This is a genomic window from Pyxidicoccus fallax (assembly GCF_012933655.1).
Taxonomy (GTDB): domain Bacteria; phylum Myxococcota; class Myxococcia; order Myxococcales; family Myxococcaceae; genus Myxococcus; species Myxococcus fallax.
In genome coordinates, this window is sequence record NZ_JABBJJ010000156.1 from 14,802 (window position 1) to 28,812 (window position 14,011).

The following is a 14,011-nucleotide window of genomic DNA, read 5'->3' on the forward strand; positions in this document are numbered from 1 at the left end:
GCCCTGCTCACGCCCGGCGGGCGGACTCCTGACGCGGCACGCTGTCGGCCGGCGCGAGCCGGGTGGGAAGCGCCACCCCGGGCCGTGAGGCCAGAATCATCTCCTGCGTGGGCAGGGGAATGCAGACGGTGGAGGTGAGGCCCACGTCCGCCAGCAGGCGCCCGTACTCGGAGGCGGACAGCAGGTCGCCCTCGTTCGTCATGAAGCGCCGCAGCCCGAAGTAGAGGTGGTCCAGCGGACCGTCGCGGCGCTCGTCGAGCACGTACTCGGCGATGAGCAACACGCCATCCGGCCGCAGCGCCCGCGCCACACGAGAGAAGATGCCCGGCAGCGCCTCCGGCCGGAGCACGTTGAGCACCTGCGGCAGGATGATGACGTCGAACGCCGCGGCGCCGAAGTCCTGGGTGAACAAGTCCCCGGGCCAGAAGCGCGCCCGGTCCGCCACCTTGAGGCTCTCCGTGTTGCGGCGCACCTGCTCCAGCACCACCGCCTGGTCGAAGTAGGTGACGTGCGTCGTCGGCGTGGCCCGCGCGAAGGCCGCGCCCCACACGCCGGAGCCGGTGCCGATGTCCAGCACCGCCGCGCCCTCCAGCGGCCGCGCCTGCGCCAGCGTGGTGGCCGCCCGCCGGCTGAGCTGGAAGTGCGAGGCGAACACCGCGGTGATTTGATTCGAGTTGTCCGCGTAGAAGCGCCGGCTCACCTCCGGGTCCTTCAAGTCCAACACGAAGTGCTCGTGACGCACCGTCTCGTCCAGCCGGCCCAGCGCCTCCCAGTACTGCGCGGACACCGACAGCGAGCGCACCAGGTACGCCAGCGCCTTGCCCTCCAGCAGCTGCCGCGCCTCCGGCGACAGGCCCCAGGCGCCACCCTCCTCACGGGTGATTCCGAGCCTCGCCAGCACCTCCACCACCACGCGCAGGCCCGCCGTGGTCAGGTAAGTCGCCGCGCCCAGCTCGGGCATCGTCCGGGGCGCCGTGGCGAGCAGCTCCAGCAGGCCCAGCCGTCCCGCCGTCACGAGGAGCTGCGTGCGCGCCGCGCTCCGGGCGAAGCGGTCGAAGAAGTCCTCCGCCTCGGGCGAGGCCCCGGCGCCGGGCGCATCCAGGAAGAGCGCCCGGTAGTGGCCGAGCACGTCCCACCGCTGCCCGCCGTGCTCCACCGGCTCGCCGCGCTTCACCGCCTCGTCCAGCAGGCCCATGGGCGCCCACCAGGGCAGCTCGGCCTGGAGCCTCGCGGTGAAGGCCGCGTCGCGCAGGAAGCCCGCCGTGGTCCGCGCGAGCGCGAAGCGGCGCCCCGCGTCCTGGCCCTCCTGGACCGCCAGCCCCATGCACACCAGCAGCTCCAGCAGCGAGCGGAGGCCCCGGGGCGACGCACCCAGCGTGCGGGCCAGCGACTCCAGCGACACGGGCTCGGCGGCTCCGTCCACGGGGAGTGCGTCGAAAAGTCCCAGGCGCAGCGAGGCCTGGAGCAGCGCGGACTCGTTGGAGGCGTTGCGGGCCCAGAAGTGCAGCGACTGCGCCAGGGAGGGGCTTGGCGTCATGCCGGCAGCTTCACCGGTCCGCCGGGAGCAATCAACCCACGGAGGGTGGCTGGCTTGCCTCGTCAGGAGGGGTTCTCTATCGTCCGGGCTCCCACGTCCGGTTGAGTCAACCCCGCCCCGCTCCCCCCGGCGCGTCGGCGGTGGGCCCGCATCGCGAGGAGTCCCCGGTGACGTTGCTGTCATTCGCCCTGCAGAGCGTGCTGGCCCGGCCGCGGAGCTGGGTGGTGGCCCTGCTCGCCGCGGGCAGCGCGGCGCTGCTCACCGTGGGCGCGGCGCTCGTGGAGGGCGTCTCCGAAGGCACGCGGCGCAGCCTCATCGAGAGCGGCACGGGCCACTTCCAGCTCTACAACTCCTCCTCCGCGGGCCAGCCCGTGGTGGTGATGGACTCGGGCGGCGCGCTGGAGCTCCAGCCGCTGCCCGACTTCCCCGCCATCGAGGCGCGCCTCAAGGCCCTGGAGGGCGTGCGCGAGGTGGTGCCCATGGAGGTGGGCTTCACCTGGGTGGTGCGAGGCAACTACCTGGACGAGAAGCTGGCCACCGTCCGCCGCGTGGCGCGCGAGCCGGCCTCCGAGGCGCGGGACGCGCGGCTGGCGCGGCTCGGCGAGGACCTGGAGCGCACCCTGCGGGAGGTGGCGCGCGACGACGCCCGCCGCGCCGAGGCCTTCGCCTTCCTCGACGCGGAGGAGGCCCGCGAGGACCGGAGCGCCATGGAGGCGGTGGGCACGCCGGAGTTCTGGGAGCGCTTCCGCGCCAACCCGCTGGACACGCTGGAGTACCTGGAGAACCGCGTGGCCCGGCAGGTGGGCGAGGGGCAGACCATCGACATCGAGTACCTGGGCTCGGACCTGGAGCAGTTCGCCCGCGCCTTCCCGCGCTTCGAGCTCGTCACCGGAAGCATTCCACCGCCGGGCCAGCGCGGGCTGCTGCTGGGGCACGGCCTCTACGAGCAGGGCTTCAAGCTGCCGGTGGCGGCGCTGCTGGACCAGCTTCACCGCGAGCGGGAGCGGGGCGCCACCTTCGCCACGGACGAGTCGCTCACCACGCTGGCGGAGCGCTGCCGCGTGGAGCTGCCGGACCTGCTGTCGCGGCTCGACGTGGAGCGCTCCCAGGCCCTGGCGGGGACGCTGGCGAAGCTGCTGGGCCACCCCGGCGAGCTGGAGCCGCTCTTGCGCGAGTTCCTCACGCTGGACGACGCCAACTTCGACGCGCGCTACGAGCAGTTCCAGCGCGAGCTGGCCCCGCACCTGCCGCTGTACCGCGTGCGGCCCGGGGACACGCTGGTGCTGAGGGGCACCACCAGCGGGCTCGGCGTCGGCGCCGTGCCGGTGAAGGTGTGGGGCACCTTCCGCTTCAAGGGGCTCGGCGGGGACAGCAGCCGGGTGAACATGCTGGGGCTCATGGACCTCGTCACCGCGCGCTTCCTCGTCGGCCGGCGCACGCAGGCCGAGCTGGAGGAGGTCCGCCGCGACGTGGAGGCGCTCGGCATGGGCGGCGGTCTCGTGCCCCTGGACATGGCCCTGCAACCCGCCGCCGTCCTCGAGGAAGCGGCGCCGCCGGCTCCCGCGGGCGCGGCATCCGAGGCGCCCGTCTTCGAGAAGGAGCAGTCCTGGCCGGAGCGCTTCACCCCGGAGGAGCTGCGCGGCGGCAGCGTCCTGCAGGCGGCGGTGGTGCTGGCGCCGGACGCGGAGCCCCAGGCGGTGGCCGCGCGCATCGACGCGGTGGCGAAGGAGGCCCACCTCCCCCTGGCCACGGTGGACTGGGAGCAGGCGGGCGGAATGCTCGCGGGCACGGTGGGCATGGCGCGGGTGGTGCTGCTGGCGTTCTCCGGGCTGCTGGCGCTGTTCGTGGTGCTGGTCTCCGCGAGCACGCTGCTGGTGCTGGCGCGGGAGCGGGTGGGCGAGGTGGGGACGCTGCGCGCGGTGGGCATGCAGCGCCGGGAGGCCTTCGCCGTGCTGCTGCTGGAGGGGCTGCTGCTGGGCACGCTGGGCGCGGGCCTGGGAGCGGGGCTCGGCGTGGTGCTGCTGGAGCTGCTGGCGGGCAACGGCATCTCCATCCAGGACGAGTCCATCCAGTTCTTCATGGGAGGCACGGTGCTGATGCCGCGGCTCTCCCTGACCGCCGTGGTCGCCGTGGTGCTGGGCGTGCTCACGGTGGTGGTGACGGCGTCGCTGGCGCCCGCGTGGCGCGGCAGCGCGGTGTCGCCCATCACGGCCATGCGCAAGAGGGAGGACTGAGCCATGCCGCCTCTCTTCGGAATGGCGCTGCGCAACCTCTTCGCCCACCGCGAGCGGGCGCTGCTGCTCTTCGCCGTCGCGGCCGGCGCCAGCGCGGTGCTGGTGCTGACGATGGCGCTGTCGGCGGGCGTCGCCTCCGCGCAGCGCGCGGCCATCACCACGCTCCTCAGCGGCGAGCTCAACGTCGGCGGCTACTTCAAGGTCCACCCGGACAGCATCGCGCCGGTGATGGGAGACGCGGGCCGGGTGCGCCAGGTGGTGGCGCCGCTCGTGCCCACCGGCTGCCTGCTGCGCGAGCGCGGCCGGGGCCGGGCCACCGCGGGCCTGGGCCGGCAGCGCTTCGCGTCCTACCTGACCTCACTGGACCCGGTGGCGGAGCGCGACGGGCTCGGGGCCTTCCGCCTGGTGGACGGAGGCCTGGACGCGCTGGCCCGGCCGAGGACGGTGGCCTTGTCCGCCACGGTGGCCGAAATCCTCCAGGCGGCGAAGGGGGACCAGGTCACGCTGTACGCGGAGCCGGTGGGCACGCTCCGGCGCAACGCGCTGGACGTGGAGGTGGTGGCCATCCTGGAGAACGCGGGCCTGTTCGGCGGCTCCGCGGGCCTCCTCGTCTCCAACGGCACGCTGCGGGAGCTGGAGGGCTACCGCCCCGGCTCCGCCAGCGTGCTGCAGCTGGCGTGTGGCGGCGACACCTCGCGGCTGGGGGACCTGGACGCGCTGGGCGGCCAGTGGCGCGAGGCGCTGCGCAAGGCGGGCTTCGAGGTGCTCCCGGCCGAGCGCCAGGCCTACGGCGACAAGCTGGTGCCCATGCTGCGCGAGGGCTGGCGGGGGCAGCGGCTGGACGTCAGCACGTGGGAGGACGAGTCCTCCTTCCTGTCCTTCGTGACGGACGGCCTGGGCGCGCTGACGGTGCTGCTGGGGCTCATCGTGCTGGCCGTCGTCATCGTGGGCCTCTTCACCGCGCTGAGCGTCGCGGTGCGCGAGCGGACGCGGGAGATTGGCACCCTGCGCGCCATGGGCATGCAGCGTCCCTCCGTGGTGGCGCTGTTCATGCTGGAGGGGCTGCTGCTCGGGCTCGTGGGCTCCGCGACGGGCGCCGCCGCGGCCGTGGCGCTGTGCTCGCTGCTGCACGGCGCGGTGGCGCTGCCCGGTCCCCTCGTCAGCTTCTTCTTCAGCACCACGCTGCCGCTGGAGCCCGGCGTGGGCGCGGTGGTGCTCGCGGTGGGGCTCGTCACGGCCTCCGCGTGCCTGGCGGCGCTGGTGCCCGCCTTCCGCGCCGCCTCGTTGTCTCCCCGCTCCGCCATGGAGGCCCTGTGATGCACCTGCCCGCGTCCATCCGCCGCTTCGCCGTGCTCGCCGCGCTGCTGCCGTCCCTGGCGGGCGCGGCGGGGAACGCCACGAAGCCCGCGGCCGCCGAGAAGCCGTCCGCCCTGGAGGTGCTGCGCCGCATCGACGAGCGCCTGTCCTTCCAGAGCGACTACAAGGGCACGGTGCGCCTGCGGGAGCTGCGCAAGGACGGCACGGAGCAGCTGATGGAGGTGCAGGTCTACCGGCGCGACAAGTCGAGGGATTTGCTCATCTACATCACCAAGCCGCGCCACCTGGCCGGCGGTGGCTACCTGCGCATCGGCCGCAACCTCTGGGAGTACGAGTCCGGGACCGGCCAGTGGCAGCGCACCACCCAGCGGGGCAACATCGTCAACACCGTGTCCTGCGAGGAGGACTTCGACCGCTCGCGGCTGGTGGAGAACTACGACGCGAAGGACGAGGGCGACGAGGTCGTCAACGGCGTCTCCTTCCGGAAGCTGCACCTCACCGCGAAGCAGGGCGTGGACGTCACCTTCGCGCAGCTGCGCCTGTGGGTGGACCCGGACTTCAACATCGTCAAGCGCATCGGCTACGCCCCCTCCGGCCGCCCGCTGCGCACCGACCTCATCCGCAGCTACCAGCCCATCCAGGACCCCGTGGCCGGGAAGAAGGTGTACCCGTACAAGGAGGTGCTGGAGGTGGAGGAGGTGGCGGGCTCGCAGTACACGGTGCGCTACGACAACGTGGAACTGGCGCCGCTGAGCCCCAACATCTTCACCAAGACGTGGCTGGAGGGGCGGGTCCGCTAGGCCCGCCCCCCAGGGCCCCGCTCACCTCGCGAGCCGGGCCAGCACCTGCCGGGCGAGCTCCTCCACTCCGGGCCGCCGGAGCTGGGTGGCGTGGCTGCCCGGCAGCGTCAGCAGCTCCAGCTGCTCTCGCGGCACGTGCCGTGCCCAGCCGAACGTCTCGTCACCGAACTCGGCCAGCGTGGCCTCGCTGCGGACGATGAGCGGGCGGACGCGGCGCGGCGCCTTGACGGTCCACGCCGCGGCCTGCGGCGTCAGCACCTCGCCGAGCACCCGCCACATGTGCTTCAAGTCCCGGCCCATGAAGTGCGGGGACGCCAGGCCACTGGCGCGGGCCAGCTCCGCCACCCGCTCCCACTTCGCCTCGGGCGCGAGCGGCTCCAGCGCCTGGGCCAGCCCCGCGTCGTAAACGCCGAACACGTCCGCGATGGCCAGCAGCGGCCCCTGCGCCTGCGAGGGGATGGAGTCGCGGATGATTTCGGAGGTGAGGGTGTCCACCACGGCGACCAGCTCCACCTCTTCGCCCTCCGCCTCCAGCAGCCCGGCCACGCCCAGCGCGGGGTAGCCGCCGTACGAGAAGCCGAGCAGCCGGTATGGCCCGTGCGGCTGCACGGAGCGCACGTCCCGCGCGTACGCGGCCACGCGCGCGTCGAAGGAGGCCAGGGGCTTGTCCGGGTTCAGCGTCTCCGGCGCCTGGATGCCGAAGCAGCGGAAGCGCGGCTCCAGCAAGGGCACCAGCTCGCGGTAGTGGAAGACCTCGCCGTCTCCGCCGTGGAAGAGGAAGAAGGGCTCCGCCGTCTCGGGGAGGCCCCGGCTCGCCATGCGCACCAGGCTGGTGGCCGGCGCGCCCTCGCGGAAGTGCTCCAGCAGGGCATCCGCGGACTCCTTGAGGGTGGGGCTCTGGAAGAGGACGGCCAGGGGCACCGGGATGCCGAACTCGTCCTCCAGCCGCGCCAGCAGGCGCATGGCGATGATGGAGTCGCCGCCCAGGGCGAAGAAGTCATCCCCGACGCCCACGTCCGGGCGCCCGAGGACTTCCTGCCACAGCCGCTGCAGCGTCATCTCCAGCGAGTTGCGGTAGGGCGTCTCCAACTTCAGCTTCACGGGAGCCGCGGCCGGGGCGCTGAGCGAAGGCGGCGCGGCGGGCGCCGGCTCCAGGGCCTTCAGCGCGTGGCGGTCCACCTTGCCGTTGGCGTTGATGGGCAGCTGCTCCAGCACCACGAAGGAGGCGGGCACCATGTACGCGGGGAGCCGCGAGGCCACGTGCTCGCGCAGCGCGTCCGGGCGCACGCCGGCCGGGGCCTGCACGTAGGCGTGGAGCGCCTGCACACCCGCCGCCGATGCGTGGGCGAGGACGACGGCCTCTTCCACCTGGGGCGCGAGGCGCAGGCAATGCTCTATCTCCGACAGCTCGATGCGGAAGCCGCGAATCTTCACCTGGTGGTCCGCGCGGCCGAGGAAGCGCAGCCGGCCATCCGGCAGCAGCCGGGCCAGGTCTCCCGTCCGGTACATGCGCGCGCCGGGGCTCGCGGAGAACGGGTCCGGCATGAAGCGGTCCGCCGTCGCGTCGGGCGCGCCCAGGTAGCCGCGCGAGAGCGCCGCCCCGCCGATGTAGACGCCGCCGGGCAGGCCGGGCGGGACGGGCTCCAGGTGCTCGTCCAGCAGGTAGAAGCGCGCGCCGGGGATGGGCCGGCCGATGGGGAAGGTGGCCGCGGTGCCCAGGCCCTCCACGCCGGGGATGTCGCACGTGGCGGTGGTGATGGTGCACTCGGTGGGGCCGTAGACGTTGACCCAGGGCGCGTGCGCACCGCCCACGCGCACCCAGGCCTCGTACGTCTCGCGCTTGAGCACATCACCGCCCGGGGCGAGCAACCGCAGGCGCTCGGGGACGCGCTGGCCCAGCGTCTCCATCTGACGAATCCACTCCTCGATGTACGTGGGGGGCAGGCTGATGATGGAGATGTCCGTCTGCTCCAGATAGGGCGTCATCGTGTGCGCGGGCACGAGCCCGCTGCGCAGCACGACGGTGCCGCCCACCACCAGCGGCGGGTAGAGGTCCTCGGCCGCCGCGTCGAAGGTGAGCGGGGCGAAGTTGAGCATCCTGTCCCCGGCGCGCAGGCCGAAGCGCTGGACGATGGCGAGGTTGTGGTTCACCACCGAGCGGTGCTCCACCATGACGCCCTTGGGCTCGCCCGTGGAGCCGGAGGTGAAGACGATGTACGCGAGCTGCGCGTCGGAGACCTCGCGCGGCCCGGGCCCCAGGTCCTCCTGGGCCAGCGTCTCCGGCCGGGGCGGCACCTCCACGAAGGGCGCGAGCTCGTAGTGGTCCGCGAGGACTTCCGCGTCCACCCACAGCCGCCGGACGCCCGCGCGCTCCAGCACCGCGTGCTTGCGCGGCTCGGGCCAGCCCGCGTCCAGCGGGACGTAGGCGCCGCCCGCCTTGAGGATGCCCAGCAGCACCGCGAGCGCCTGGGCGGAGGGCTCCATGATGACGCCCACGCGCTCCTCGGCGCGCAGGCCCTGGGCCACCAGCCGGCGGGCCAGCAGGTTGGCGCGGGTGTTGAGCTCCGCGTAGCTCCACGTCGTCTCTCCATGCGCCACCGCGGGCGCGCCGGGCGTACGGCGCACCTGGGCCTCGAAGAGGGTGTGGATGCAGGTGGCCGGGGGCGCCGCGCGCGGACCTCCGTCCAGCGCGGCCAGCACCGCGGCCCGCTGCTGTCCGGACAGCAGGGCCAGGCGCGACAGCGGCGCGTCCGGGGCGCGCACCGCCGAGGCGACGAGCTGCTCGAAGGAGCGGGCCATGCGCTCGCCGGACTCAGGCGTGAAGAGGGCGCCGTCGACGGCGATGATGCCCTCCAGCGCGCCGTGCGCATCCTCGATGAGGGAGACCACCACGTCATACGCGGGGATGACGCCCCGGGCCTCCAGCTCCGACACGGCGAGCCCGTCCAGGGCCACCCGGCCAGACGCCTGCAGCATCAACAGCGCCTGGGCCAGCGGCGGCGCGGTGCGCGGGCCGTCCGGCGCCACTGCGTCCGAGATGCGCTTGAGGGGCACGTCCTGGTGAGAGGAGGCATGCGCCACCACCGCCTGGGCGCGCTGGAGGAGGCCGCGGAAGGACGGGTTGCCAGACACGTCCGTGCACAGGGGCAGGACGTTGGCGAAGTAGCCCACCATCCGCTCCGTCTCGGGCAGGGTGCGCCCGGAGAACGGTGAGGCCACCGCCACGTGGCCCTGGCCGCTGAGCCGGTGCAGCCAGCCCTGCGTGAGCGCCAGCACGGCGGTGAAGGCGGAGACACCCTCGCGCCGGGACAGCTCGCGCAGCGCGGCTCCGTCCGCGGCGGAGAGCGACACGCGCACCGGCCGCATGTTGGCGTTGAGCGCGGGAGCCCGGCGGGGGAAGTCCAGCGGCAGATCCAACACCGGAGGCACGTTCGCCAGCGCCTGCTTCCACGACGCGAGCCCTTCCTCCTCGTGGCGCGTGGGGCCCTCGCCGCGCTCCCACAGGGCCACGTCGGTGTACTGGAGCGCGGGCGGTGACAGCAGCGGGGACTGGCCGGCGAGCGCGGCACGGTACGCGGCGTCCAGCTCCGACGTGAGGGCCTGGAACCCCAGCGCGTCGATGACGAGGTGGCTGATGGACAGCACGAGCACGTGCCGGCGTCCCGCCGCCTCCAGCCGGAGCAGCTCGAAGCGGTACAGCGGGCCCGCGCCGAGGTCCAGGTGCTGGTGGTCGTACCGCGCCATGACGGCGCGCGCCGCGGCGAGGGCCTCGTCGGGCGGCAGGTGCGACAGGTCCTGGCGAGACAGCAGCGGGAGGACGGGCGGGCGGATGCGGACGAGGACGGCGTCGCGCTCCTGGAAGAACACGGTGCGCAGCGTCTCGTTGCGCTCCACCACCGCGGCGAGCGCCGCCTCGAGCGTGTCGGGCCGGAGGTCTCCCTCCAGCACCAGCCCCAGGGTGAGGACGTAGGGCGGCGCGTCCGGGAGCTGCAACGCGTACCAGAGGCGCTCCTGCACTCGCGAGGCGGGCAGCGCTTCCGGCGCCGGGCCCTTGCGCCTCACCGGCAGCTCACCGGCGCGCGGGGCCGCGGCGACGGCGCGCGCGAGCCCGGCCACGGTGGGCGCGGTGAAGAACGCGCTCAGCGGAAGCTCCACGGCGAGCGCCTGCCGGACGCGGGCCACCAGCCGCGTGGCGCTCAAGGAGTGGCCGCCCAGCGAGAAGAAGTCCGCATGGCGCGACACGGCGTCCACACCGAGCGACTCGCGGAAGAAGCGGGCCAGCAGCTCCTCCGTCGGCCCCTGGGGCGGCTCGCTCCCGGCCTCGTCGGGCGAAGGCAGCGGCAGGGGGCGCGAGGCCAGGGCCTTGCGGTCCACCTTGCCGTTGGCGTTGAGCGGGAGCGCGTCCAGCAGCGCGAGGCGCGAGGGCACCATGTACGCCGGCAGCCGCTGGCCGAGCGCCTCGCGCAGGGCGGACTCCGAAACGTGGGCGTCCACCGGCACCACCCACGCCACCAGCTCCTTGTCGCCCGGGCGGCGCTCGCGGGCCGTCACCACGCAGGCGCGCACCTGGGGCAGCGCGGCCAGCGCGGCCTCCACCTCGGCCAGCTCGATGCGCATGCCGCGCACCTTCACCTGGAAGTCCGCGCGGGTGACGAACTCCAGGCTCCCGTCGGGCAGGCGGCGTCCCAGGTCGCCCGTGCGGTACAGCCGCGCGCCCGGCTCGCGAGCGAAGGGGTCCGGCACGAAGCGCTCGGCGGTCAGCTCGGGGCGGAGGCGGTAGCCGCGGCCCACGCCGATACCGCCGATGTACAGCTCACCCACCACGCCCCGTGGCACCGGCTGCAGGGCCTCGTCCAGGACGTGCACCTCCATGCCGAGCTTGGGCCGGCCAATGGGCGTGCTGACGCCGATGGGCGGCGCATGGAGCGGGTGCAGCGTCGCGGTGTCGGAGGCCTCGGCGGGGCCGTAGGCGTTGACGAGCGTCACGCCCGGGTACCGCTCGAACCAGGCACGGCAGACGGCCGGCGGGAGCACCTCGCCGATGGTGGCCATGCACCGCAGCCGCGAGAAGGCGGGGGCGTTGCCGGCGGTGTCCTCCAGCAGGGCCTGGAGCACCGAGGGCACCAGCTCCGCGAAGGTGACACCGGAGGCGTCCAGCACGGCGGCCAGCCGCTGCGGCTCCCGGGCGACGTCCTCGGGCACCATCCGGGTGGTGGCGCCGAGCGTGAGCGCACCGAGCATCTGCCACACCGAGATGTCGAAGCTGAGCGCCGCCGTCTGCGCGATGACGTCGTCCTCGCCCAGGCCCAGCCCCGAGCACATCCCGAGGATGTGATTGAGCATGCCCCGGTGGTGGACCATCACGCCCTTGGGTGTGCCGGTGGAGCCCGAGGTGAAGAGCACGTAGGCGAGCCCGTCCGGCGACGCGCGCCCCGGCAGCGGCGCGGCGCTCTCCGCCTCCACCGCGTCGAGCGACAGCAGCGTGGGACGCAGCTCCGGGGGCACCAGGGCCAGGGCCTCCGTGACGAGCGCCTCGGCGGGACGCGTCACCAGGAGGAAGGGCGCCCGGCTCTCGGCGAGCAACCGCGCCACGCGCGCCGGAGGCAGCCGCGCGTCCAGCGGGAGGTGGGCGCCGCCGGCCGTGTGGACGGCGAGGATGGCGCGCACCAGCGCCTCGTCACGGGGGCCGAGCACGGCCACCAGCGACTCCAGTCCCACCCCCTGCGCCACGAGCCGCCGCGCGGCCCGGTTCGTCCAGGCCGCCAGGGCGCCATACGTCCACTGGCCTCCGTCGAAGGCCAGCGCGACGCGCTCCGGCGCGCGGAGGGCCTGGGCGGCGAAGACCTCGTGCACGCACGCCGCGGGAGACTCCACGGGGGCCGTGCGCGCCTCGCGCAGCGCGGCCTCTCGCTCGGCCTCCGTCAGCAGCGGCAGCCGCGACACGGGCGTCTGGGGCGACAGGAGGGCACCTTCGAGGAGCTGGAGATAGTGGGCCAGCATCCGCTCGGCGGTGGCGTCCTCGAACAGGTCGGTGCTGTGCTCCAGGGCGAGCGTGAACCCGTCCGCGTCCTCGGTGGCCTGGAGCGCCAGGTCGACCTGGCTGGTGCGGGTGTCGAGCGGGAGCTGCCGCGCCTCCAGTCCCGGGAAGGCGCGCTCCAGCGGGGCCTCCACGCGCATCAGGTCGAACATCACCTGCACGAGCGGGGGATGGCCGGGCGTCCGCTCCACCTGGAGTTCCTGCACCACGCGCTCGAAGGGAGCCGCCTGATGGGAGAAGGCCTCCAGCGTGGTGGCGCGCACCTGGGAGAGCAGGGCGGAGAAGCTCAGGTCCGGCGTGATGTGGCCGCGCAGCACCACGGTGTTCATGAACAGGCCCACCACGTCCTCGGTGGCCGGGTGGTAGCGGCCGGAGACGGGCGTGCCCACGCACAGCTCCTCCTGTCCGGAGTAGCGGTGCAGCAGCGCGACGAAGGCCGCGCACAGGGGCGTGAACGGCGTCACCTGATGCTGGCGGCACAGCGCGACGAGGGCCCGGGACAGCTCGGGGCGCAGCCGGTGGATGCGGCTGCTCGCGCCCCGGTCCCCGCGCGCCGTGGGGCGAGGCTTGTCGAGCGGTAGGGCCAGCAGCGTGGGGGCGCCCGCGAGCTGCTGCTTCCAGTATTCGAGGTGGGCCTCCTCGTGGGCCCGCACCGCCGGCGTGCGCTGCCACGCGGCCACGTCCGCGGAGTCGAGCACCACGGGCGGCAAGGCGGGCTGCCGGTGCTGGCTCAGGGCGGCGTACGCCTGGGCCAGCTCACGGGTGAGGACGTCCATGCCCACGCCGTCCACGAGGACGTGGTGCAGCACCAGCAGCAACACGTGGTGCTCGGCACCCAGCCGGAAGAGGCGGAAGCGGTACAGCGGCCCCTGCTCCAGCGAGAAGGGCCGCGTGGACTCCTCCACCAGCCGGGCCCAGGGCACCGCCGTGGTGCCGTCCGCCGCCGCGACCACCTCTTCCACATGCAGCACCTGGGAGGGGAGCGGCTCGACGCGGGGCACCGGGTGTCCCTCTTCGGAGATGAGCACCGTGCACAGCGAGGCGTGACGCTCCAGCAGCAGCCGGAGGGCCCCCTCCAGCGCCCCCACATCGAGGGCGCCACGAAGCTCCACCGCCTCGGGGATGATGTACGAGCGCAGCTCCGGCTGCAGCTGGTGGAGGAACCACAGCCGCTCCTGCGCGAAGGTGAGCAGCGCGGGCTCGTCGGCGGGGCGCGGCGTGGGCGCGGGCAGGGGAGGGACGCGAGCAAGCTGGTGCCCGGAGAGCACGCGGGCCAGCGACTCCACCGTGGGAGAAGTGAAGAGCGCCGCCAGGGGCAGCTCCACGCCGAAGGCCTGGCGCACGCGGGCCACCAACCGGGTGGCGCTCAGCGAGTGCCCTCCCAGCACGAAGAAGTCCGCGTCGCGCGACACCCGCTCCAGGCCCAGCACCTGACCGAAGAGCTGCGCGAGCAACTCCTCCACCGGGCCGCGAGGAGGCTGATGGGGGGCCTCCTCTTCGTTGGAGTCCGAGGCCACCTGCTGGAGGAGGGGAGTGAGGGCCTTGCGGTCCACCTTGCCGCTGGTGGTGGTGGGCAGCGCGTCCAGCACCTGGAAGCGCGAGGGCACCATGGCCTCGGGGAGTACCGCGGCCAGCGACCTGCGCAGTGTCCGGAGCTCGGGAGCGGAAGGCTCTAGCACGAGGAAGGCCACCAGCTCCATGTCCCGCGCGCCCTGCCGGGCCAGGACCGCCGCCTGACGCACGCCGGAGAGGCGCAGCAGCGCGGCCTCGATTTCCTCCAGCTCCACGCGCACGCCGCGCACCTTGAGCTGGAAGTCGGCGCGGCCCAGGAAGTTGAGGGTGCCCTCCTCGCTCCAGCGCGCCCGGTCGCCGGTGCGGTAGAGGCGGCCACCGGGTTCGTCGCTGAAGGGGTCCGGGATGAAGCGCTCGGCCGTCAGGTCCGGGCGGCCCCTGTAGCCCCGGGCCAGCCCGGCGCCGCCAATGAACACCTCGCCGGGCACGCCCACCGGCAGCGGCTGGAGCAGCTCGTCCAGGACGTAGAGCTGGCACCGGGGCATGGGTCGGCCCAGGGAGACCGGGCGGGTGG

The 14,011-nt window shown here is 73.9% G+C and carries 5 protein-coding genes; 3 read left to right on the forward strand and 2 right to left on the reverse strand.

The window, feature by feature from the left end:
• Positions 1 to 7: 7 nt before the first annotated feature.
• Entirely contained in the window at positions 8 to 1,537 is a 1,530-nt protein-coding gene (locus HG543_RS28840) for a class I SAM-dependent methyltransferase (RefSeq protein WP_169348102.1), read from the reverse strand.
• A gap of 167 nt (positions 1,538 to 1,704) precedes the next feature.
• Between HG543_RS28840 and HG543_RS28845 the strand changes: the two genes are divergently transcribed.
• Genes HG543_RS28845 through HG543_RS28855 form a run of 3 tightly spaced genes read left to right on the forward strand, consistent with a single transcriptional unit; the run spans position 1,705 to position 5,888 of the window.
• The gene (locus tag HG543_RS28845; protein ID WP_169348103.1) at positions 1,705 to 3,771 is read left to right on the forward strand and encodes an FtsX-like permease family protein; all 2,067 of its coding nucleotides are present in this window, start codon (positions 1,705 to 1,707) and stop codon (positions 3,769 to 3,771) included.
• A gap of 3 nt (positions 3,772 to 3,774) precedes the next feature.
• On the forward strand, positions 3,775 to 5,088 hold the full coding sequence (locus tag HG543_RS28850; protein ID WP_169348104.1) for an ABC transporter permease: 1,314 nt from the start codon (positions 3,775 to 3,777) through the stop codon (positions 5,086 to 5,088).
• Positions 5,088 to 5,888 carry an outer membrane lipoprotein-sorting protein gene (locus tag HG543_RS28855; protein ID WP_169348105.1) on the forward strand — a complete coding sequence of 267 codons (801 nt, stop codon included), beginning with the start codon at positions 5,088 to 5,090 and terminating at the stop codon, positions 5,886 to 5,888. The genes HG543_RS28850 and HG543_RS28855 overlap by 1 nt, the downstream gene beginning before the upstream one ends.
• A 21-nt stretch (positions 5,889 to 5,909) precedes the next feature.
• On the opposite strand, the gene HG543_RS28860 is transcribed toward HG543_RS28855, so the two are convergent.
• Entirely contained in the window at positions 5,910 to 13,994 is an 8,085-nt protein-coding gene (locus tag HG543_RS28860; RefSeq protein ID WP_281404472.1) for a non-ribosomal peptide synthetase, read from the reverse strand.
• Positions 13,995 to 14,011: the final 17 nt, after the last annotated feature.

Coding starts and splice junctions, on each gene's coding strand:
- HG543_RS28840 (WP_169348102.1), bottom strand. CDS start 1,537: ATGACGCCAAGCCCCTCCCTGGCGCAGTCGCTGCACTTCTGGGCCCGC.
- HG543_RS28850 (WP_169348104.1), top strand. CDS start 3,775: ATGCCGCCTCTCTTCGGAATGGCGCTGCGCAACCTCTTCGCCCACCGC.
- HG543_RS28855 (WP_169348105.1), top strand. CDS start 5,088: ATGCACCTGCCCGCGTCCATCCGCCGCTTCGCCGTGCTCGCCGCGCTG.